The sequence below is a fragment of the Pseudomonas sp. S49 genome (assembly GCF_009866785.1).
In the GTDB taxonomy this organism is placed as follows: Bacteria; Pseudomonadota; Gammaproteobacteria; order Pseudomonadales; family Pseudomonadaceae; genus Aquipseudomonas.
This window is the reverse complement of record NZ_CP019432.1, coordinates 1,879,773-1,900,296: the sequence shown is the minus strand read 5'-3', so window position 1 is coordinate 1,900,296 and position 20,524 is coordinate 1,879,773. Positions and strand designations below refer to the sequence as shown.

Genomic DNA, 20,524 nt, shown 5'->3' with positions numbered 1-20,524 from the left:
GATCAACCCTCCTTCGCAGGCGTTGGCGCGGATTGACCGCTGTCTTTCAAGGCTTTGGTCACTTCCGGCGGCATGTACTTCTCGTCGTGCTTGGCCAGCACTTCATCGGCCACCACCACACCGTCGGCGTTGAGCTTGCCGAGGGCGACGATGCCCTGCCCTTCGCGGAACAGATCCGGGAGGATGCCGCGATAGGCGATGGTCACGGATTTATTGAAGTCGGTGACGACGAATTTGACGTCCAGCGAATCCTTCGAGCGCTGCAGCGAACCGGCCTCAACCATGCCTCCGGCGCGAATGCGCGTGTCTTGCGGCGCTTCGCCATTGGCGATCTGAGTCGGCGTGTAAAACAGATTGATGTTCTGCTGCAGGGCGCTGAGGGCCAGGCCGACGGCAGCGCCGACCCCGACCAGAATGGCCAGAATGATGATCAGACGTTTCTTGCGCAGCGGATTCACTTGCCGTTCTCCCGGCGCAGACGACGCGCCTCTTGTTGCAGATAGCGCTTGCGGGCCGCAATCGGCGCCACCACGTTGAGGATCAGCACCGCCAGACAGATGCCGTAGGCCGACCAGACATAGAGGCCATGATGGCCCATGGCGAGGAAGTCGCCGAATGAAGCAAAACTCATCGAGCGGCCTCCAGACTGTGCTGCACTTCTTCTTTCACCCAACTGGCGCGGGCTTCGCGCTTGAGCACTTCAAGGCGCATGCGCAGCAACAGCACGGCGCCGAAGAAGCAGTAGAAGCCCAGCACCGTCAGCAGCAGCGGCAGCCACATTTCCGCCGGCATCGCCGGTTTTTCCGTGAGGGTGAAGGTCGCGCCCTGGTGCAGGGTGTTCCACCACTCCACCGAGTATTTGATGATCGGAATGTTGATCACACCGACGATGGCCAGCACCGCGCAGGCCTTGGCGGCGCTGTCGCGGTTGCTGATCGCATTGCCCAGCGCGATCACGCCGAAATACAGGAACAGCAGAATCAGCATCGAGGTCAGGCGCGCATCCCAGACCCACCACGAGCCCCACGTCGGTTTGCCCCAGATCGCCCCGGTGACCAGCGCCACGGCGGTCATCCACGCGCCGATCGGAGCGGCGCATTGCAGGGCGACGTCGGCCAGTTTCATCTTCCACACCAGCCCGACCACACCACACACCGCCAGCATCACGTAGATCGACTGAGCGAGCATCGCGGCGGGTACGTGGATATAGATGATGCGAAAGCTGTTGCCTTGCTGATAGTCCGGCGGCGCGAAGGCCAGGCCCCAAACGACGCCGACACCAATCAGCAGCAACGCTGCAATGCTCAACCACGGCAGGAACTTGCTGCTGATGCCGTAGAACCACTTGGGCGAGCCGAGCTTGTGAAACCAGGTCCAGTTCATACTGTTTCCATCACGGGTGCCGCTCATCGGTGTGAGCAGTCTCAGGGTCTTTGCTGGTTAAATTTTAACCAGACCTCATTATTCGCCGACGCTGATCTTCAGGCCAGCAGCTATTGCAAACGGTGTCAGGGTGATCGCCAGGGCGGTCAGGCTACCCAGCCACAGCAGATACCCGGTCGCCGGCATGCCTTGTAGAGCGGCCTGCAAGGCGCCACTGCCAAGGATCAACACCGGGATGTACAACGGCAAAATCAGCAGCGCCAGCAACAGGCCGCCACGCTTCAAACCGACCGTCAGCGCCGCGCCCACCGCGCCGAGCAAGCTCAGCACCGGTGTTCCCAGCAGCAACGAAAGCAGCAAAACCGGCAGACAGGCGGCAGGCAAACCGAGCATCAATGCCAGCAGCGGTGAGAGCAGAACCAGTGCCAGACCGGAGAAAAGCCAGTGTGCCAGCACCTTGGCCAAGACCAGAAGTGGCAGCGGGTGCGACGAAAGGACCCACTGTTCCAGGGATCCGTCTTCGAAATCACTGCGGAACAGACCGTCCAGCGAGAGCAGGACCGACAACAGCGCCGCCACCCAGACTAACCCGGGGGACAGGTTTTGCAACACTTGAGTTTCCGGGCCGACGGCCAACGGGAACAATGCGATGACGATGGCGAAGAAAATCAGTGGATTGGCCAGCTCCGCCGGGCGGCGAAACAGCAGTCGGGATTCACGGGCAACCAGCAGGCCAAACACACTCATACTGCCCAGTTCCCCAGATCGATGTCGCGATAACCGGCCGGCATCCGGCTCAGCGTGTGGTGCGTGGTCAACACCACCAGACCGCCGCGTTCGCAGTGCCCGGCCAGATGTTCTTCAAGTTGTGCCACGCCTTGTTTATCAAGGGCAGTGAACGGCTCATCGAGAATCCACAGCGGCGGGCTGTCCAGATACAGGCGTGCCAACGCCACGCGACGTTGTTGACCGGCAGACAGGCTGTGGCAGGGAACATCTTCGAAACCGCGCAATCCTACTGCTGCCAGCGCTTGCCAGATGGCCTCGCGTTCGGCGGGATGATGCAGGGCGCAGAGCCACGACAGGTTCTCCTCCGGAGTCAGCAGATCCTTGATCCCGGCGGCGTGGCCGATCCACAGCAGGTTGCGGGCGAGTTCGCTGCGCTGTTCGGTCAGCGGCAGGCCATTGAGCAGGACTTGCCCGGCGGTCGGCTGCATCAGCCCGGACAACAGACGCAAAAGGCTAGTCTTGCCGCTGCCGTTGGGTCCGCTGATCTGCACCATATCGCCACTGGCGAGTCTCAATTCGAGATTTTCGAAGAGCAGCCGCAGATCACGTTCACACGCGAGGGCAACGGTTTGCAGGACAGGACTGGTCAAGGGATCACGGGCCTTATACGGTTCAAGTCGGCTCTGGCGCGGCCGTTAAAGAGATGCAGCATAGATGCATTGACGGCTCGATCTAGAGAGCTGGGTCAAACAATTGCTATGTTTTTTATTCGAAGCGCAAGACGGGCGGCATTATACATGTCGTGCCTTACTCTCAAGAGTGCATTTTCCTCAGGTTGTGTCCGCGTATGACAGGCGAAATGAACATCCTCCCGCTCCCGCCCACCACCCCGGCGACCGTTCGCCCGCAGGTCGGTGAGCTGCTCAAGCTGCTGACCCCGGTCGAAGGCCTGATCGGCGCCGGGCAAAGCGCCAAGGCCGAGGTGTTGTCGCTCAAGCAGGCGGATCAGACCTTTCAGTTATTGCTAAAGGTCACCGTCGACGGCGGCCGCCAGACTACTGTGCAGGCGACCAGCAATCTGCCGTTGCCCCAAGGCACCAGCCTGGCGATCACCCAGCCATCGGCGGGCAACCTGGCGATTACCGTGCAGCAAGCCATTGCCAGCAGCGTCGCCGCCCTCACCCGCATCGACACCGCACAATTGCCGGTCGGTACGCTGCTGCAAGGCAAGGTGCTGACCTCGCAGGCGCTGCCGCAGACGCCGGGGCAAGCCGCGGTATTCCGCTCGCTGGTCACCCTGCTCAATACCGCGCAGAGCGGCAGCACACTGACCATCGACAGCCCGCAGCCGCTGCGCATTGGCACTTTGCTTTCGGCGTTGGTGGAAGATTCACAAACTCTCAAGTTTCTGCCCATGAGCAGCCGCCAGGAACAACTGGCCGTCAGTCAGCAACTGGTCGGCCAGCAAAGTCGCCAGGCTTCGCTCAGCGGTCTGTTGAACGCATTACAGAATCTGCCGCCAGCCGATGACTCGACCTCGGCAGATCTGCGTGCGGCGGTCGAAAAACTGCTCGCCAGCCTCCCGGACGTGCAACAACTGAGCACCGCCAAAGGCGTGGCGCTGGCGCTGGCCAACAGCGGCGCGTTCCTCGAAGCCAAACTGTTGACCGGCCAGAACCCGACGCTGGCTCCGGACATGAAAGCCGATTTGCTCAAGCTGATCGCACAACTGACCCCGGGCCTGCCGAGCAACACCAGTTTCAACGCGATCATCGCCGCCAACACCCTGGCGCAAGCGCTGCCGAGTTTCGTCCGCAACGCCCTCGGCATGCTCGGCCAGGTCAGCGCCAAACCGGTACCGAGCAGCTTCCCGCTGCCCGAGCGTTTGCTGCAAAGCCTGGACGGCGAAGGTGATCTGGAACAGTTGTTGCGCCTCGCCGCCGCAGCGGTTTCGCGCCTGCAAAGCCACCAACTGTCGAGCCTGGAACAGACCGGCGTTACCGACGACGGGCGTCTGCTCAGCACCTGGCAGTTGGAGATCCCCATGCGCAACCTGCAGGACATCGTGCCGTTGCAGGTCAAGTTCCAGCGTGAAGAAGCGCCGGAGCGAGAGCCGCAACCAAACGAACGCCGCGACGAGCGCGAGCCCAAGCAACAGCTGTGGCGCGTCGATCTGGCGTTCGACATGGAGCCGCTCGGGCCGATGCAGATTCAGGCGCAACTGATCGCCGGCAGCCTGTCCAGCCAACTGTGGGCCGAACGGCCGTACACCGCCGATCTGATCGGCAACAACCTGTTCGCCCTGCGTCAGCGCCTACTCGATCGCGGGCTCAACGTTGGCGACATCGACTGCCACCTCGGCACCCCGCCGCAAGGCAACCAAACCCGCCTCGAACACCGCTGGGTCGACGAAACCGCATGAACGATTCCACTGCCCCACGCCAGGCCATCGCCCTCAAGTACGACGGCAACCACGCCCCGACCCTCACCGCCAAAGGTGATGAGGAACTGGCCGAAGAAATCCTGCGCATTGCTCGCGATTGCGAAGTGCCAATCTATGAGAACGCCGAATTGGTGCGCTTGTTGGCGCGCATGGAATTGGGCGACAGCATTCCAGAGGAGCTGTATCGCACCATCGCCGAGATCATCGCGTTTGCGTGGAATCTGAAGGGCAAATTCCCAGAGGGGCAGGACCCGAATGCGCCGATGGTCGAGAAGGACATCACCGATCGCGGGGATGATTACTGATCGTTCCCACGCTCTGCGTGGGAATGCCGCCCGTGACGCTCTGCGTCACATTTCACAGGCGGAACGCGGAGCGTCCCAAGATGCATTCCCACGCAGAGCGTGGGAACGATCCCGGTACGACAATCAGTTCTTGTGAAGTTTGCGCATCAACTCCGCCTCAGCCTGGGTCAACCCGCAGGACTGAGTCAGTTCATCAACGCTCGCACCCATGCCCACCAGTTTCGCCGCTTGGGCGAATGACAGGCTCGATGGATCGCGCTGTTCCAGCTGAACGATTTTGTCCGGCAACGGACTGACTACCGCACGCAACTCGTGCAGCGCCTCGCCCATGCGCACATTACCGTTCTGGTAATCGTCGACGCGCTTGGCCAGGTCCTTGATGCGCTGATCACGCAGCGCATCGCCCTGAGCCTGTTGCGCAGCAATGACTTTTTGCGCCTTGATGTACGACACAAACATTGCCAGCGTGCCTGCCCAGAAGAGGAACAGGACAATGACCGCAACCTCGAGAATCAATCAGATATTCTCCAGGTCCGACCATTCTTCTTCGCTCATCATCTTGTCCAGCTCGACCAGGATCAGCAACTCGTTGTTCTTGTTGCACACGCCCTGGATGAACTTGGCCGACTCTTCGTTGCCGACGTTCGGCGCCGTCTCGATTTCCGACTGACGCAGGTAAACCACTTCGGCCACGCTGTCGACCATGATGCCGACGACTTGCTTGTCGGCTTCGATGATGACGATACGGGTGTTGTCGCTGATCTCGCCACTGTTCAGGCCGAAGCGCTGACGGGTGTCGATCACGGTAACCACGTTACCGCGCAGGTTGATGATGCCCAGCACGTAGCTTGGCGCGCCCGGCACCGGAGCGATCTCGGTGTAGCGCAGCACTTCCTGAACGCGCATCACGTTGATGCCGTAGGTTTCGTTGTCCAGTTTGAAGGTAACCCATTGCAGGATCGGATCTTCAGAACCTTTTGCATTCGTCGCCTGACTACTCATACCCTGACCCCTCGAAAAAACCGCTCTGGGCGGTGTGTGTTCTGTGTGGCGGCATTCAACAATGCCGTCGCCTGATTGTTATGTCGGCTGCTATGTCGGTTTATGTAGCGGCTTGTGGCCGCTCAGGTGCTTTGCCCCACCGCTGGCGATCAACTCGGCCAGTGCGGAAACGTCAAGCAATGCACACATGTGCTCAATCACGGTGCCGGCGAGCCATGGCCGCTGACCCCGGTGACTTCTCCATTTGATTTCATTCGGGTCCAGACGCAACGAGCGGCTGACCTGATGCACCGCCAGCCCCCACTCGTAACCTTGTACCGAAATCACGTACTGCAAGCCCTGACGGAAGTCATCGCGATAGCGATCCGGCATGACCCAGCGCGCGGTATCCAACACTTTCAGATTGCCGGCCTGACTCGGCAGGATCCCGAGGAACCATTCCGGCTGACCGAACAACGGCGTCAGCTCTTGACCGGCCAGCGAATAGATCGAGCCGAGACATACCAGAGGCACCGCGAGCGTCAGCCCGGCGACGTCGAACAGCAGGCATTCGAACGCTTCCGAGGCCCAGGCCGGGCGACCATCGGTTTCCACCGGTGGCGGCGTGTTGTTAGGCGGCAGATGCACTTCCACCAGCGGCGGCACCAGCGTCTGCTCGACGGGTGCGGGTGCAACCGGAGCAGGTGCTGGAGCCGGTTCGACCACTTCCGGTTCCGGCGCGGTTTTCAGTAACTGGGTTTGCAGCAGCGGTGCCAGTGTCGACACCGATGCGCGAACCGGCTCGGCTTCTTCGATCAATGCAATCGGTGCTTTGGTCACCGCTGCGGCGGCAGGCGCGGCAACCGGCGCAGCAGGCCGGGCAGCCTTCTGCGCATCACGTGCCTGCTCTTCCAGTACCGCAGCCTGGAACTCGTCCAGCGCCTCGCTGCTTTCCACAACTTCAGGCTGCGCCTCAATGACCGGCGGCAGCTCCTCAGGAATTTCCTGCAGCAAATTATCCAGATAAGACTGCAGCGCCAATTGCGGACGCGATGTGAGCTTGACTGGGCGGTTCATCGGTCAACAGCGCCGGATAGGGAAACCGCGTCGCCTGCTTCGCGAGCAGGCTCGCTCCCACAGGATTTGTGCAAGTCAGGCAGGCGTGATCGGGACAGGTTCATCTCAAGCCACCTGCGGAACAAGTTGTTGCGCCAACAGGTGCTTGAGCAGCGCGCGATACGCCAGCACGCCACGGCTCTTGCCGTCGAATTGCGAAGGCGTGACACCGGCCCGGCTGGCGTCGCGCAGACGGGTATCGACCGGGATATAACCCTGCCAGATCTCGTCGGGAAATTTGTCACGCAGCACGCGCAAGGTATGCATCGAGGCCTGAGTACGGCGATCAAACAGGGTCGGCACGATGCTGAACGGCAATGCCTGTTTGCGCGAGCGGTTGATCATCGCCAGGGTGTTGACCATACGCTCCAGACCTTTGACGGCCAGGTGTTCGGTCTGCACCGGGATCACCAACTGTTGGCTCGCCGCGAGGGCGTTGACCATCAGCACACCGAGCAACGGCGGGCTGTCGATCACCGCGTAATCGAAATCCTGCCACAGCTGCGCCAGACTCTTGGCGATCACCAGACCCAAACCACTCTGCCCCGGCGACTGACGCTCAAGGGTCGCCAGTGCGGTGCTCGACGGTAGCAGGGAAATACGTTCGTCACTGGTCGACAACAACAACTGCCCCGGCAGGCCTTGCGGCACGCTGCCCTTGTGCAGAAACAGGTCGTAGTTGCTGTGTTCCAGGCTGTCGGGGTCGTAGCCGAAATAGCTGGTCATCGAGCCGTGCGGGTCGAGATCGACCACAACCACGCGCTTGCCCGCCTCGGCCAGCAATCCGGCTAAAGCGATGGAAGATGTGGTTTTACCGACACCACCCTTTTGATTGGCGACTGCCCAGACTCTCATTCAGTTCGTTCCTCCCGGCCGATATGCTCGACCGAGACATAGCTCAGCGTGTTAATGCGGGTGACGGAGAATTGACGGCACTCTCGCGTCCCGGCGTCTTGACCGGGGTCGGTGCAGTTTGTGTGCCAGCACGCTTCAACGCAGCGTCCGGTTGCGCGTTAGCGGTTCCAGTGCCCGTCAGGCTGCGGCGCACATCGAGGTTTCGCGAGACCACCAGAACCACCCGGCGGTTTTTCCCCCGGCCTTCAGCGGTAGCGTTGTTGGCCACCGGTTGAAACTCGCCGTAACCCACCGATGCCAATCGGCCAGGGTTCACACCCTGCATGGCCAGCATGCGCACGATGCTCGCCGAACGCGCCGAAGACAGTTCCCAGTTGGTCGGATACTGCGCCGTGCGGATCGGTTGATCGTCGGTGAAACCCTCGACGTGAATCGGGTTATCGAACGGTTTCAGAATCGCCGCCACCTTGTCGATGATGTTGAAGGCGATGTCGCTTGGCATGGCATCGCCACTGCCGAACAGCAGGCTGGAGTTGAGTTCGATCTCGACCCACAACTCGTTGCCGCGCACGGTCATCTGGTTGGAGCTGATCAAGTCGCCGAATGCGGCGCTGATGTCATCGGCGATGCTTTTCAACGGATCGCTGGCGCCGGCGATACCGGCATCGATCTGCTCGGCGTCCTTGACCAGCGGCTTGGCCGGTGTCACGGTTTTCGGCCGTTCGTCGCCGATCTGGATCGGTTTGAGCGCGCGGTCGGAGTCTTTGAAGACACCGACCAGCGCTTCGGAAATTTCCTTGTACTTGCCTTCGTTGATCGACGAAATCGAGTACATCACCACGAAGAACGCGAACAACAGCGTGATGAAATCCGCGTAGGACACGAGCCAGCGCTCGTGATTGACGTGTTCTTCCTGATGCCTGCGACGAGCCATGAGGTTATTCCCTTAGTCCATGAAGCCTTGCAGCTTCAACTCAATGGAGCGAGGGTTTTCACCTTCGGCGATCGACAGGATCCCTTCCAACAACATTTCGCGATAACGCGACTGCCGCAACGCGATTGACTTCAGCTTGGCGGCGATTGGCAGCAACACCAGGTTGGCACTGGCGACGCCGTAAATGGTCGCGACGAAGGCGACGGCGATGCCGCTGCCCAGTTGCGTCGGATCGGCGAGGTTGCCCATCACGTGGATCAGGCCCATCACCGCACCGATGATACCGATGGTTGGCGCGTAGCCGCCCATGCTTTCAAAGACTTTCGCTGCTTCGATATCGCGGGCTTCCTGGGTGTAGAAATCCACCTCGAGGATGCTGCGGATCGCTTCCGGCTCGGCGCCGTCGACCAACAATTGCAGGCCTTTGCGCGAGTAGTTGTCGGGTTCGGCATCGGCCACGCCTTCCAGACCAAGCAAGCCTTCCTTGCGCGCGGTGAGGCTCCAGTTGACGACGCGATCGATGCCACCGGCCAGATCGACCCGTGGCGGAAACAGAATCCAGGCGAGGATCTGCATGGCGCGTTTGAACGCGCTCATCGGCGATTGCAGCAGTGCGGCACCGATGGTGCCGCCCAGTACGATCAATGCCGCCGGGCCGTTGGCCAGCGCACCGAGGTGACCACCCTCAAGGTAGTTACCACCGATGATGGCGACGAACGCCATGATGATCCCGATAAGGCTTAAAACATCCATCAGATACACGCCTCGACAATGTGTTTGCCGATGTCGTCGAGGCTGTACACCGCGTCGGCGAGGTCAGCTTTGACGATGGCCATCGGCATGCCGTAGATCACGCAGCTTGCCTCATCTTGTGCCCACACCGCGCTGCCGCCCTGCTTGAGCAGACGCGCGCCTTCACGGCCGTCAGCGCCCATGCCGGTCAACACCACCGCCAGAACTTTGTCGCCGTAGGATTTCGCCGCCGAACCGAAGGTGATGTCCACGCATGGCTTGTAGTTCAGACGCTCGTCGCCCGGGAGGATTTTCACCGCGCCACGGCCGTCGATCATCATTTGCTTGCCACCCGGTGCCAGCAACGCCAGGCCCGGACGCAGGATGTCACCATCCTCGGCTTCCTTGACGCTGATGCGGCACAGCTTGTCGAGACGTTCGGCGAAGGCCTTGGTGAATGCCGCCGGCATGTGCTGGATCAACACGATCGGCGCCGGGAAATTCGCCGGCAACTGAGTCAGCACGCGTTGCAGGGCCACCGGGCCGCCCGTCGAAGTACCGATGGCAACCAGTTTGTAAGCTTTGCGTTTCGGCGCGGGCGACGAAGCGCTGGCGGCCGGGGCGCGAGTCGGTGCCGGCGCTGGAGCCGGACGTGCCGGCACGCTGGTGCTGTGACTGCTGCTGTGGCTGCCGAAACTCGACGGCGCCGGAGCAGGCGTCGGTGCTGGGGCAGCAACGGGAGCCGGTGCGCTGTAAGCACTGAAACGACGATTACTGCGCGAGATGCTATGCACCTTCTCGCACAGCAATTGCTTGACCTTCTCGGGATTGCGCGAGATGTCTTCGAAATTCTTCGGCAGGAAATCCACCGCGCCGGCATCCAGCGCGTCCAGAGTGACCCGGGCGCCTTCGTGGGTCAGCGAGGAGAACATCAACACCGGGGTCGGGCAGCGCTGCATGATGTGCCGCACTGCCGTGATGCCATCCATCATCGGCATCTCGTAGTCCATGGTGATCACGTCCGGCTTGAGTGCCAGCGCCTGATCGATCGCCTCTTTACCGTTGGTTGCAGTGCCGACCACCTGAATGCTCGGATCCGCAGATAGAATTTCCGAGACGCGGCGGCGGAAAAAACCCGAATCGTCCACCACCAGGACTTTGACTGCCATAAACACTCCATTAGGTGCGGCGGGACGTTGTCGCCCCGCCGCCCCGGATTCAAATACGCCGTGCGGCGTAACGCTTGAGCATGCTTGGAACATCGAGAATCAGCGCGATGCGGCCGTCACCGGTGATGGTGGCGCCGGACATGCCCGGAGTGCCCTGCAGCATTTTGCCCAATGGCTTGATGACCACTTCCTCCTGGCCGACCAGTTGATCGACGACGAAGCCGATCCGCTGGGTGCCCACCGAAAGGATCACCACGTGGCCTTCACGCTGCTCTTCGTGAGCGGCGGAGCTGACCAGCCAGCGCTTGAGGTAGAACAACGGCAGCGCCTTGTCCCGCACGATCACCACTTCCTGGCCGTCGACGACGTTGGTGGTCGACAGGTCGAGGTGGAAGATTTCGTTGACGTTGACCAACGGGAACGCAAACGCCTGATTGCCGAGCATGACCATCAGGGTTGGCATGATCGCGAGGGTCAGCGGCACCTTGATGACGATCTTCGAGCCTTGGCCCTTGGTCGAGTAGATGTTGATCGAACCGTTGAGCTGGGAAATCTTGGTCTTCACCACGTCCATGCCGACACCACGGCCGGAGACGTCGGAGATCTCGGTCTTGGTCGAGAAACCCGGGGCGAAAATCAGGTTGTAGCACTCGGTATCGCTCAGGCGATCGGCCGCGTCCTTGTCCATCACCCCGCGTTTAACCGCGATGGCGCGCAGGACGTTCGGGTCCATGCCTTTGCCGTCATCGGAAATCGACAGCAGGATATGGTCGCCCTCTTGCTCGGCCGCCAGAACAACACGACCGCCACGGGCCTTGCCCGACGCTTCGCGTTCTTCCGGCGACTCGATGCCGTGGTCGACCGCGTTGCGCACCAAGTGGACCAGCGGGTCGGCCAGGGCCTCGACAAGGTTTTTGTCGAGGTCGGTTTCTTCGCCCACCAGTTCCAGGTTGATCTCTTTCTTCAACTGCCGCGCCAGATCTCGAACCAGACGCGGGAAGCGCCCGAAGACCTTCTTGATCGGCTGCATCCGCGTCTTCATTACGGCGGTCTGCAAGTCAGCCGTGACCACATCGAGGTTAGACACTGCCTTTTGCATGGCTTCATCGCCGCTGTTCAGGCCCAGACGCACCAGACGGTTACGCACCAGCACCAGCTCGCCGACCATGTTCATGATTTCGTCGAGACGTGCCGTGTCAACGCGCACAGTGGTTTCGGCTTCGCTCGCCGGTTTTTCCGGTGGCGGTGTCGGCGCAGCACGGGCCGGGGCCGGTGCAGCAGCGGCAGCCGGTTTTGGCGCTTCGGCTTTCGGCTCAGGCTTGGCGGCAGCCTTGGGCGCTGCAGCAGCGGCCGGTGCCTTGGCGGCAGGCGTGGCGACGGTCGAAGCACTGCCAGCAGCAGCGGTGCCGACTTCGGAGAACTTGCCTTTACCGTGCAATTCGTCGAGCAGCGATTCGAACTCGTGATCGCTGATCAGATCACTGCCGGCAGCGGCGGCCGCTGGAGCAGCCGGCGCCGGTGCCGAAGCAATCGCCGACTCCAGCGCATCGACGGCAAAGTTGCCCTTGCCGTGCAACTGATCGAGCAGGGCTTCGAATTCGTCGTCGGTGATGTCAGAGCTGTCGCCCTTGGCCGGTGCCGCAGGGGCTGCCACCGCTGGTGCAACTGCGTCCACCGCGAACTGGCCTTTGCCGTGCAACTGATCGAGCAACGACTCGAACTCGGCATCGGTGATTTCATCGCTCGCTGCTTCATTGGCAGTTTGCGCAGGTGCAGCAGCGGCCGGGGCTTCGGCTTCGGCCTTGACGGCGTTCAGCGAATCCAGCAGCTGTTCGAATTCGTTATCGGTGATGTCGCCCGACGAGTCGCCTTCGACGACCAGCTCTTCGATCATCTCGGCCACTGGCGAAGCCGGGGCTTCGTCCGCCGATTGCGGTTCGGCCAGACGCGCCAGGGCGGCCAGCAGTTCCGGGGTGGCAGCGGTGATCGGCGCACGCTCACGAACCTCAGTGAACATGCTGTTCACCGCGTCCAGCGCTTCGAGGACAACGTCCATCAGTTCTGCATCAACGCGACGCTCACCCTTGCGCAGGATGTCGAACACGTTTTCGGCGATGTGACAGCACTCCACCAGCTCATTGAGCTGAAGGAAGCCGGCGCCCCCTTTTACAGTGTGGAAACCGCGAAAAATTGCGTTGAGCAGATCTGCGTCATCCGGGCGGCTTTCCAGCTCGACCAGTTGTTCGGACAGTTGCTCAAGAATCTCGCCGGCCTCAACCAGGAAATCCTGAAGGATCTCTTCATCGGCGCCGAAGCTCATTAATGGGGTGCTCCTACAGGTCTAAAAACCCAAAAAACCTAAAATTCCAAAACACTAGAATCCAAGGCTGGATAACAAATCGTCCACATCGTCCTGACCGGACACAACGTCTTCTCGTTTATCGGCATGAATCTGCGGACCTTCACCCTGCGAGAGATGTTTTTGTGGATCTTTTTCTGCAAGCATCGCGGCGCGGTCATGTTCGATGCCCGCAAAGCGGTCAACCTGACTGGCCATGAGCACGAGTTTGAGCAAATTGCTTTCGACTTCGGTGACCAGTTGGGTCACACGCTTGATCACCTGACCGGTCAGGTCCTGGTAATCCTGGGCCAGCAGGATGTCGTTGAGATTGCTCGACACCGCACGGTTGTCCGTGCTGCTGCGTGACAGAAAACCGTCGACCCGGCGCGCCAGTTCGCGGAACTCTTCAGCCCCGACCTCGCGACGCATGAAGCGACCCCAATCGGCGCTCAAAGTCTGGGCTTCGTCAGCCAGACCATTGACCACCGGTGTGGCGCTTTCCACCAGATCCATGGTGCGGTTGGCCGCGGCCTCTGTCAGCTTGACCACATAGCCCAGGCGTTCGGTGGCGTCGGTGATTTGCGACACTTCCTCGGCCTGCGGCATGTTCGGGTCGATCTGGAAGTTGACGATCGCACTGTGCAGTTCACGTGTGAGCTTGCCCACTTCCTGGTACAGGCCACGGTCACGGGTCTGATTGAGCTCATGGATCAGTTGCACAGCGTCACCGAACCTGCCTTTTTCAAGGCTTTCGACCAGTTCGACCGCGTGTTTTTTCAGGGTCGACTCGAAATCGCCCTGTGAAGATTCGTTATGCTCCATAGCTCCCCCGCGCGTTCATCAGCCGATGCGTTCGAAAATCTTCTCGATTTTGTCTTTCAACGCCTGAGCCGTGAAAGGTTTGACTACGTAGCCGTTTACACCGGCCTGAGCGGCTTCAATGATCTGCTCGCGCTTGGCTTCAGCCGTCACCATCAACACCGGCAAGTGCTTGAGTTTTTCATCGGCACGCACGTGACGCAGCAGGTCGATACCGGTCATGCCCGGCATGTTCCAGTCCGTTACCAGAAAGTCGATGCTGCCGCTGTTGAGCACCGGAATGGCAGTGACGCCATCGTCAGCCTCGACGGTGTTGGTGAACCCAAGATCACGCAGCAGGTTCTTGATGATCCGCCGCATCGTTGAGAAGTCATCAACGATGAGGATTTTCATGTCTTTGTTCAATTCGACCTCCAAGCAGTCTTAAACGCGCCCAGCACCTGGACGCGCCACTTCAATCAATCGGCGCAGCACTCGAAGACTGTCTGGAGCACAACAGAGCAAGACCGGTGCCGTTCATCACCGCACCAGCCTCGTTCGCAGTGTCCCCACACTGCCTTCAGCGCGCTCGCCACTCCCCCAAACGCCCCCGCAAACGGGCCGCGCACTGGCTGTGTAACTGGCTGACCCGCGATTCACTGACGCCAAGGACTTCACCGATCTCCTTGAGGTTCAGCTCTTCGTCGTAGTACAGCGCCAACACCAGTCGCTCACGCTCCGGCAAATTGGCAATCGCGTCCGCCAACGCAGCCTGGAAACGTTCATCTTCCAGATCGCGTGACGGCTCAAGATGAGCACTCGCGCCATCCTCGTGCAGCCCTTCGTGTTCGCCGTCCTGCAGCAGGTCGTCGAAACTGAACAGGCGGCTGCCCAAGGTGTCATTCAAAATCCCGTAGTAATCGTCGAGACTCAATTGGAGTTCGGCCGCAACCTCGTGATCTTTAGCGTCACGGCCGGTTTTAGCTTCAATTGAGCGAATTGCGTCGCTGACCATACGGGTATTGCGGTGAACCGAGCGTGGCGCCCAGTCCCCTTTGCGCACTTCGTCGAGCATCGCGCCGCGGATTCGAATGCCCGCGTACGTTTCGAAACTGGCGCCTTTGCTGGCGTCATATTTGGTCGAGACTTCGAGCAGGCCGATCATCCCGGCCTGGATCAGGTCTTCGACCTGCACACTCGCCGGCAAGCGTGCCAGCAAGTGGTAGGCAATGCGTTTGACCAGGGGCGCGTAACGCTCGATCAGTTCGTACTGCGCGTCACGTGCCGACTTCTTGTAGTAGTTCATACCGCTTGCGGTCATAGCACGGGCCCTGCCGTTTGCTGCACGAGGCGCTCGACGAAAAACTCAAGGTGGCCACGCGGATTGGCGGGCAGCGGCCAGGTGTCGACCTTCTGCGCGATCGCCTTGAACGCCAGTGCGCACTTGGAACGCGGGAAGGCTTCGTACACCGCACGCTGCTTCTGCACCGCTTTACGCACGCTTTCGTCGTAAGGCACGGCGCCGACGTATTGTAGGGCCACGTCAAGGAAGCGATCCGTGACCTTGGTCAACTTGGCGAACAGGTTGCGCCCTTCCTGCGGGCTCTGCGCCATGTTGGCGAGGACGCGGAAGCGGTTCATGCCGTAATCGCGGTTGAGCAATTTGATCAGCGCGTAGGCGTCGGTGATCGAGGTCGGCTCGTCGCAGACCACCAGCAACACTTCTTGCGCGGCGCGTACGAAACTGACTACCGAGTCACCAATACCCGCAGCGGTGTCGATCACCAGTACGTCGAGATTGTCGCCGATGTCGCTGAACGCCTGAATCAGACCGGCATGTTGCGCCGGGCTCAGGTGCACCATGCTCTGCGTGCCGGACGCGGCCGGGACGATGCGAATGCCTCCGGGGCCTTGCAACAGCACGTCGCGCAATTCGCAGCGGCCTTCGATCACGTCGGCCAATGTGCGTTTAGGGGTCAGACCCAACAAAACGTCGACGTTCGCCAGTCCCAGATCGGCGTCCAGCAGCATGACCCGACGGCCAAGCTCTGCCAGCGCCAGAGACAAGTTCACTGACACGTTAGTCTTGCCGACGCCACCTTTGCCGCCGGTCACCGCGATCACCTGTACGGGATGCATGCTGCCCATGTTATTTCTTTACCTTGTCTTGCATAGACGGAGGCCACATTACTGGCTGCGCGTTCACAACCGGAACAATGCATGGCAGACCATCGATGTAGGTACAAAAACTGTTCATGAATACCTCAGCCTACCTGCTTGGTCGGGCTGTGATAGATATCAGCGAACATGTCAGCCATGGCTTCTTCGCTGGGTTCTTCCTGCATTTGCACGCTGACGGCGCGGCTGACCAATTGATGACGGCGCGGCAGATGCAAATCATCCGGAATCCGTGGGCCATCGGTCAGGTACGCGACCGGCAATTCATGACTGATCGCCAGGCTCAACACTTCGCCAAGGCTGGCCGTTTCATCCAGTTTAGTCAGGATGCAGCCGGCAAGCCCGCAACGCTTGTAACTGTGATAAGCGGCGGTTAGAACCTGTTTCTGGCTGGTGGTTGCCAAGACCAGATAATTTTTTGAACGGATGCCACGCCCGGCCAGACTTTCGAGCTGCATGCGCAGCGCCGGATCGCTGGCTTGCAGGCCGGCAGTATCGATCAATACCACGCGTTTGCGTAGCAGTGGATCCAGTGCCTGCACCAGCGACTGGCCCGGATCGACGTGGGTCACTGGCACATTGAGAATCCGCCCCAGTGTCTTCAGTTGTTCCTGAGCGCCGATGCGGAAGCTGTCCATGCTCACCAGCGCGACATTCTGCGCGCCGTATTTCAGCACATAACGCGCGGCAAGCTTGGCGAGAGTCGTGGTCTTGCCCATGCCGGCCGGGCCGACCATGGCAATCACACCGCCCTCTTCCAGCGGCTCGACTTCCGGTACGGCAATCATCCGCGCCAGGTGCGCAAGCAGCATGCGCCAGGCCTGACGCGGCTCTTCGATGTCAGTGATCATCGCCAGCAGATCGCGCGACAACGGACCGGACAGACCGATACGTTGCAGACGGCGATACAGGTTGGCTTGCGCCGGACGGCTGCCTTGCAGCTGATTCCAGGCCAGGGTGCCGAGCTGAACTTCCATCAGCTCGCGCAGGCTGTTCAATTCAAAGCGCATCGAATCCAGTGCACGCGGATCAACGCCGCCAGAAGACTGCGCAGGCGCCGGGGCCGGACGCGCTGGAGCAGCGTAAGTCGGCTCGCTCAGCGGTTCAGCGGCAGTCAGCGGCAGGCCAGCGGTCAACGGCAGCCCGGCGAAGATCTGGCGATTGCTGTTGCCGTCGGCTTCGCCACGCAGGCTCAGTTCGGCCTGGGCGGTGACGATGCGCGACTGGGTCTTGCGCAGCTCGTCTTCGAGTTCCATGTTCGGAACCCGTGGCGCCAGCGCCGACAATTTGTAATCCAGTGCCGCCGTCAGCTCGACACCGCCAGCAATGCGGCGGTTGCCAATGATGGCGGCATCAGCGCCCAGCTCATCACGAACCAGCTTCATGGCCTGACGCATATCGGCGGCAAAGAAACGCTTAACTTGCATAAACCACTACCTCAGCCGTTGGGCCCTACTGTCGCAACGATGGTCACTTGCTTGTTGTCCGGTATTTCCTGGTAGGCCAGCACATGCAGCCCAGGGACTGCGAGGCGGCCAAAGCGCGAGAGCATCGCGCGGATCGGGCCAGCGACCAAAAGGATCACCGGCTGACCTTGCATTTCCTGACGCTGCGCCGCTTCGATGAGCGAACGCTGCAGCTTCTCGGCCATGCTTGGCTCCAGCAGAACGCCCTCTTCCGAGCCTTGTCCTGCCTTCTGCAGACTATTGAGCAATATTTGTTCCAACCTTGGTTCCAAGGTGATCACAGGCAGCTCGGACTCAGTGCCTACAATGCTTTGGACGATGGCGCGCGATACGCCGACCCGCACAGCAGCCACCAGCGCGGCGGTATCTTGACTCTTCGCGGCGTTGTTGGCGATGGCTTCGGCGATGCTGCGGATATCGCGCACAGGTACGTGTTCGGCGAGCAGCGCTTGCAGCACTTTGAGCAACTGCGACAACGTGACCACGCCCGGCACCAGCTCTTCAGCCAGTTTCGGCGAGCTTTTGGCCAGCAATTGCATGAGTTGCTGCACTTCTTCGTGGCCGATCAGCTCACTGGAGTGCTTGTACAGAATCTGGTTCAAGTGCGTCGCAACCACGGTGCTGGCGTCGACCACGGTGTAACCGAGCGATTGTGCCTGCGCGCGCTGGCTGATTTCGATCCACACCGCTTCCAGGCCGAAAGCCGGATCTTTGGCGTTGATACCGTTGAGCGTGCCGTAGACCTGGCCCGGGTTGATCGCCAGTTCGCGATCCGGATAGATCTCGGCTTCGGCGAGGATCACCCCCATCAGGGTCAGGCGATAGGCGCTTGGCGCCAGATCGAGGTTGTCGCGGATGTGCACGGTCGGCATGAGGAAGCCCAGATCCTGCGAGAGTTTCTTGCGCACACCCTTGATCCGCGCCAGCAACTGCCCGCCCTGGTTGCGATCCACCAGCGGGATCAGGCGATAACCGACTTCCAGACCGATCATGTCGATTGGCGTCACGTCGTCCCAGCCCAGCTCCTTGGTTTCCATGGCGCGAGCCGGCGACGGCAGCAGTTCCTGCTGGCGCTTGACCTCTTCCAGCGCCACGACCTTGGCCACGTTCTGCTTCTTCCAGAACAGGTACGCGCCGCCAGCGGCCAGCGCGGCCATGGTCAGGAACGAGAAGTGCGGCATGCCCGGCACCAGGCCCATGACCGCCATCAGACCGGCCGCCACTGCCAGCGCTTTCGGCGAGGCGAACATCTGGCGATTGATCTGCTTGCCCATGTCTTCCGAACCGGAAGCACGGGTCACCATGATCGCTGCCGCTGTCGATAACAACAGTGATGGCAATTGCGCCACTAAACCGTCACCGATGGTCAGCAAGGCGTAAACCTTGCCCGCATCGCCGAAGCTCATGTTGTGCTGGAAGATACCGACGGCCATGCCGCCGATGAGGTTGATGAACAGAATCAGCAGGCCAGCGATGGCGTCACCACGGACGAACTTGCTGGCACCGTCCATCGAACCGTAGAACTCGGCCTCTTGGGCGACTTCCTGACGGCGTGCCTTGGCCTGGTTCTGGTCGATCAGACCGGCGTTGAGGTCGGCGTCGATCGCCATTTGTTTGCCGGGCATCGCATCGAGGGTGAAACGCGCGCTCACCTCGGAAATCCGCCCGGCACCTTTGGTGACCACGACAAAGTTGATGATCATCAGGATCGCGAAGACCACGATACCGACCACGTAGTTACCGCCGATCACCACCTCACCGAAGGCCTGAATCACCTTACCGGCAGCGGCGTGGCCGTCCTGACCGTGGAGCATCACCACCCGCGTCGAGGCCACGTTCAACGCCAGCCGCAGCAACGTCGCGACCAGCAGAATCGTCGGGAACACGGCGAAATCCAGCGGCCGCAGCGCATACACGCAGACCAGCAGGACGACGATCGACAGCGCGATGTTGAAGGTGAAAAACACGTCGAGCAGGAACGGCGGAATCGGCAACATCATCATTGCCAACATAACCAGCAGCAACAACGGCACGCCCAGATTGCCTCGACTGAGGTCGGCAACATTCGTGCGAGCAGTGTTGAATAACTGAGAGCGATCCACCGGTTTTCCCCGTTCCTTTAAAGCAAACTTTTGACGCCCAGAGCGGGCTCACGGCGGGTACTGCAAGAAGCTTTCCAACTTTTGCCTGGAATTTAAACAGAGGGGTTTTGACCGTGAATTTTCTGCTGACCGGGATCCCCCTTCGCGAGCAGGCTCGCTCCCACAGGGGAAATGCATTCCAAATATTGGAGTGGAATGCAATCCAAATGTGGGAGCGAGCCTGCTCGCGAAGGGGCCAGTGAAGTCAGCACAAAGTGCCTATTAAACTCTGGTGTTTAAAAGACACTTCAGGACACGCCTTCAAGGCTACAAATCCTTGCGCCATTGCCTACAGTCAAGCCAGAATCCTCCGGCTTGTGCGCCTTGGGGTCGGGTTCTATTGTGAATTGGTCGCTGACGAATCAGCGATCGGGTCTCGCAGCCCGTCGATCTCTGGACGCACAACATCCGCTTTGCTTATGGCGGCTGTACGTGGGAGACCTTCGGGTCTGCCGGTTCTAGAGTCCCGGTCTGCGACCCGCGTATAGCTGCCACCCTCATTCGTCTCGCAGCGAACGCTGGCAGCTCCAACGACTCCAGGAGCTTCACCATGATCAAACCAACACCCAACCCACCCGAAACCGACCCCACCTCCCCCTACGAATCCCTCGATTCAAAAAAACTCAACGACGCCGCCGAGCGCGCCCTCGATCACTACCTCTGCCCACCCGGCTCCACCCCACCGCCACGCAAAACCCGCCGAATGTACGCAGTCACCACCGACTTCAAAAATGAAGAACTGCTGGCCGACGCCAGCGAAACACTCGCCTCAGCCAGAACCATCGCCCATGACTTCGGCCATCTGATACCGGCGTCGCAGCGCAGGACGCTGCTGGGGATTGCGCAATTGATCATGCTCGGGGAGCTGGCGGTGAATCGGGTGATGGATAATCTGGAGTTGCCGGGCTAAACAGGCCAGACCACGCTTTCCGCTTTTGCGATCTTTGGCTTTT

The 20,524-nt window shown here is 60.5% G+C and carries 22 protein-coding genes; 3 read left to right on the top strand and 19 right to left on the bottom strand.

Annotated features, from left to right (window positions below; all coding sequences use genetic code 11):
- Window positions 1-2: 2 nt before the first annotated feature.
- The 5 genes from ccmE to ccmA all read right to left on the bottom strand — a co-directional run bounded on the left by ccmE (window position 3) and on the right by ccmA (window position 2,762).
- Window positions 3-458: a cytochrome c maturation protein CcmE gene (gene ccmE, locus PspS49_RS08360; RefSeq protein ID WP_007919964.1), complete on the bottom strand. Its 456-nt coding sequence runs from the start codon at window positions 456-458 to the stop codon at window positions 3-5.
- A complete protein-coding gene (ccmD, locus tag PspS49_RS08355) occupies window positions 455-631 on the bottom strand; it encodes a heme exporter protein CcmD (protein ID WP_003222944.1) in 177 nt (58 codons plus the stop codon). Before ccmD ends, ccmE begins: the two co-directional genes overlap by 4 nt.
- A complete protein-coding gene (locus PspS49_RS08350; protein ID WP_016987487.1) occupies window positions 628-1,383 on the bottom strand; it encodes a heme ABC transporter permease in 756 nt (251 codons plus the stop codon). Before PspS49_RS08350 ends, ccmD begins: the two co-directional genes overlap by 4 nt.
- A 78-nt stretch (window positions 1,384-1,461) precedes the next feature.
- Complete coding sequence (gene ccmB, locus PspS49_RS08345) at window positions 1,462-2,130, bottom strand: heme exporter protein CcmB (protein ID WP_007919970.1); 669 nt, start codon at window positions 2,128-2,130, stop codon at window positions 1,462-1,464.
- A complete protein-coding gene (gene ccmA, locus PspS49_RS08340; protein WP_160038803.1) occupies window positions 2,127-2,762 on the bottom strand; it encodes a cytochrome c biogenesis heme-transporting ATPase CcmA in 636 nt (211 codons plus the stop codon). The genes ccmB and ccmA overlap by 4 nt, the downstream gene beginning before the upstream one ends.
- Window positions 2,763-2,959: 197 nt before the next feature.
- Between ccmA and PspS49_RS08335 the strand changes: the two genes are divergently transcribed.
- The gene (locus PspS49_RS08335) at window positions 2,960-4,534 is read left to right on the top strand and encodes a flagellar hook-length control protein FliK (protein WP_127926330.1); all 1,575 of its coding nucleotides are present in this window, start codon (window positions 2,960-2,962) and stop codon (window positions 4,532-4,534) included.
- Entirely contained in the window at window positions 4,531-4,860 is a 330-nt protein-coding gene (locus tag PspS49_RS08330) for an EscU/YscU/HrcU family type III secretion system export apparatus switch protein (protein ID WP_150774407.1), read from the top strand. The genes PspS49_RS08335 and PspS49_RS08330 overlap by 4 nt, the downstream gene beginning before the upstream one ends.
- 123 nt (window positions 4,861-4,983) lie before the next feature.
- Here the strand turns inward: PspS49_RS08330 and PspS49_RS08325 are convergent, their stop codons facing one another.
- The 14 genes from PspS49_RS08325 to flhA form a co-directional block, all read right to left on the bottom strand.
- The gene (locus PspS49_RS08325) at window positions 4,984-5,376 is read right to left on the bottom strand and encodes a DUF2802 domain-containing protein (protein WP_008083419.1); all 393 of its coding nucleotides are present in this window, start codon (window positions 5,374-5,376) and stop codon (window positions 4,984-4,986) included.
- Complete coding sequence (locus PspS49_RS08320) at window positions 5,377-5,862, bottom strand: chemotaxis protein CheW (protein WP_007919980.1); 486 nt, start codon at window positions 5,860-5,862, stop codon at window positions 5,377-5,379. It abuts the gene before it with no gap.
- A 90-nt stretch (window positions 5,863-5,952) separates the two neighbouring features.
- A complete protein-coding gene (locus PspS49_RS08315) occupies window positions 5,953-6,918 on the bottom strand; it encodes a CheW domain-containing protein (RefSeq protein WP_160038801.1) in 966 nt (321 codons plus the stop codon).
- A gap of 105 nt (window positions 6,919-7,023) precedes the next feature.
- Window positions 7,024-7,812 carry a ParA family protein gene (locus PspS49_RS08310; protein WP_008077691.1) on the bottom strand — a complete coding sequence of 263 codons (789 nt, stop codon included), beginning with the start codon at window positions 7,810-7,812 and terminating at the stop codon, window positions 7,024-7,026.
- A gap of 43 nt (window positions 7,813-7,855) precedes the next feature.
- Complete coding sequence (gene motD / locus PspS49_RS08305; RefSeq protein ID WP_064390875.1) at window positions 7,856-8,746, bottom strand: flagellar motor protein MotD; 891 nt, start codon at window positions 8,744-8,746, stop codon at window positions 7,856-7,858.
- 12 nt (window positions 8,747-8,758) lie between these two features.
- Window positions 8,759-9,499: a flagellar motor protein gene (locus PspS49_RS08300; RefSeq protein ID WP_016987476.1), complete on the bottom strand. Its 741-nt coding sequence runs from the start codon at window positions 9,497-9,499 to the stop codon at window positions 8,759-8,761.
- Window positions 9,499-10,647, bottom strand: a complete 1,149-nt coding sequence (locus PspS49_RS08295) for a chemotaxis response regulator protein-glutamate methylesterase (RefSeq protein ID WP_127926328.1) — start codon at window positions 10,645-10,647, stop codon at window positions 9,499-9,501. Before PspS49_RS08295 ends, PspS49_RS08300 begins: the two co-directional genes overlap by 1 nt.
- Before the next feature lie 49 nt (window positions 10,648-10,696).
- A complete protein-coding gene (locus tag PspS49_RS08290; protein ID WP_160038799.1) occupies window positions 10,697-12,967 on the bottom strand; it encodes a chemotaxis protein CheA in 2,271 nt (756 codons plus the stop codon).
- A 54-nt stretch (window positions 12,968-13,021) separates the two neighbouring features.
- Entirely contained in the window at window positions 13,022-13,810 is a 789-nt protein-coding gene (locus PspS49_RS08285; protein ID WP_034151516.1) for a protein phosphatase CheZ, read from the bottom strand.
- A gap of 18 nt (window positions 13,811-13,828) precedes the next feature.
- Window positions 13,829-14,200: a chemotaxis response regulator CheY gene (locus PspS49_RS08280; RefSeq protein ID WP_161986607.1), complete on the bottom strand. Its 372-nt coding sequence runs from the start codon at window positions 14,198-14,200 to the stop codon at window positions 13,829-13,831.
- Between the two features lie 166 nt (window positions 14,201-14,366).
- The gene (gene fliA, locus PspS49_RS08275) at window positions 14,367-15,107 is read right to left on the bottom strand and encodes an RNA polymerase sigma factor FliA (RefSeq protein ID WP_007920004.1); all 741 of its coding nucleotides are present in this window, start codon (window positions 15,105-15,107) and stop codon (window positions 14,367-14,369) included.
- Window positions 15,104-15,934: a flagellar synthesis regulator FleN gene (fleN, locus tag PspS49_RS08270; RefSeq protein ID WP_003222917.1), complete on the bottom strand. Its 831-nt coding sequence runs from the start codon at window positions 15,932-15,934 to the stop codon at window positions 15,104-15,106. The genes fliA and fleN overlap by 4 nt, the downstream gene beginning before the upstream one ends.
- 116 nt (window positions 15,935-16,050) lie before the next feature.
- Entirely contained in the window at window positions 16,051-17,391 is a 1,341-nt protein-coding gene (flhF, locus tag PspS49_RS08265) for a flagellar biosynthesis protein FlhF (protein WP_008077677.1), read from the bottom strand.
- A gap of 11 nt (window positions 17,392-17,402) precedes the next feature.
- A complete protein-coding gene (gene flhA, locus PspS49_RS08260) occupies window positions 17,403-19,532 on the bottom strand; it encodes a flagellar biosynthesis protein FlhA (RefSeq protein WP_127926326.1) in 2,130 nt (709 codons plus the stop codon).
- Between the two features lie 589 nt (window positions 19,533-20,121).
- On the opposite strand from flhA, the gene PspS49_RS08255 reads away from it, so the two are divergent.
- Entirely contained in the window at window positions 20,122-20,481 is a 360-nt protein-coding gene (locus tag PspS49_RS08255) for a hypothetical protein (RefSeq protein WP_127926325.1), read from the top strand.
- Window positions 20,482-20,524: the final 43 nt, after the last annotated feature.

Bases quoted from the DNA above. Each gene is read 5' to 3' on its own strand.
- ccmD (WP_003222944.1), bottom strand. From the start codon at position 631: ATGAGTTTTGCTTCATTCGGCGACTTCCTCGCCATGGGCCATCATGGC.
- PspS49_RS08350 (WP_016987487.1), bottom strand. From the start codon at position 1,383: ATGAACTGGACCTGGTTTCACAAGCTCGGCTCGCCCAAGTGGTTCTAC.
- ccmB (WP_007919970.1), bottom strand. From the start codon at position 2,130: ATGAGTGTGTTTGGCCTGCTGGTTGCCCGTGAATCCCGACTGCTGTTT.
- PspS49_RS08335 (WP_127926330.1), top strand. From the start codon at position 2,960: ATGACAGGCGAAATGAACATCCTCCCGCTCCCGCCCACCACCCCGGCG.
- PspS49_RS08330 (WP_150774407.1), top strand. From the start codon at position 4,531: ATGAACGATTCCACTGCCCCACGCCAGGCCATCGCCCTCAAGTACGAC.
- PspS49_RS08320 (WP_007919980.1), bottom strand. From the start codon at position 5,862: ATGAGTAGTCAGGCGACGAATGCAAAAGGTTCTGAAGATCCGATCCTG.
- PspS49_RS08315 (WP_160038801.1), bottom strand. From the start codon at position 6,918: ATGAACCGCCCAGTCAAGCTCACATCGCGTCCGCAATTGGCGCTGCAG.
- PspS49_RS08310 (WP_008077691.1), bottom strand. From the start codon at position 7,812: ATGAGAGTCTGGGCAGTCGCCAATCAAAAGGGTGGTGTCGGTAAAACC.
- motD (WP_064390875.1), bottom strand. From the start codon at position 8,746: ATGGCTCGTCGCAGGCATCAGGAAGAACACGTCAATCACGAGCGCTGG.
- PspS49_RS08300 (WP_016987476.1), bottom strand. From the start codon at position 9,499: ATGGATGTTTTAAGCCTTATCGGGATCATCATGGCGTTCGTCGCCATC.
- PspS49_RS08295 (WP_127926328.1), bottom strand. From the start codon at position 10,647: ATGGCAGTCAAAGTCCTGGTGGTGGACGATTCGGGTTTTTTCCGCCGC.
- PspS49_RS08290 (WP_160038799.1), bottom strand. From the start codon at position 12,967: ATGAGCTTCGGCGCCGATGAAGAGATCCTTCAGGATTTCCTGGTTGAG.
- PspS49_RS08285 (WP_034151516.1), bottom strand. From the start codon at position 13,810: ATGGAGCATAACGAATCTTCACAGGGCGATTTCGAGTCGACCCTGAAA.
- PspS49_RS08280 (WP_161986607.1), bottom strand. From the start codon at position 14,200: ATGAAAATCCTCATCGTTGATGACTTCTCAACGATGCGGCGGATCATC.
- fliA (WP_007920004.1), bottom strand. From the start codon at position 15,107: ATGACCGCAAGCGGTATGAACTACTACAAGAAGTCGGCACGTGACGCG.
- fleN (WP_003222917.1), bottom strand. From the start codon at position 15,934: ATGGGCAGCATGCATCCCGTACAGGTGATCGCGGTGACCGGCGGCAAA.
- flhF (WP_008077677.1), bottom strand. From the start codon at position 17,391: ATGCAAGTTAAGCGTTTCTTTGCCGCCGATATGCGTCAGGCCATGAAG.
- PspS49_RS08255 (WP_127926325.1), top strand. From the start codon at position 20,122: ATGATCAAACCAACACCCAACCCACCCGAAACCGACCCCACCTCCCCC.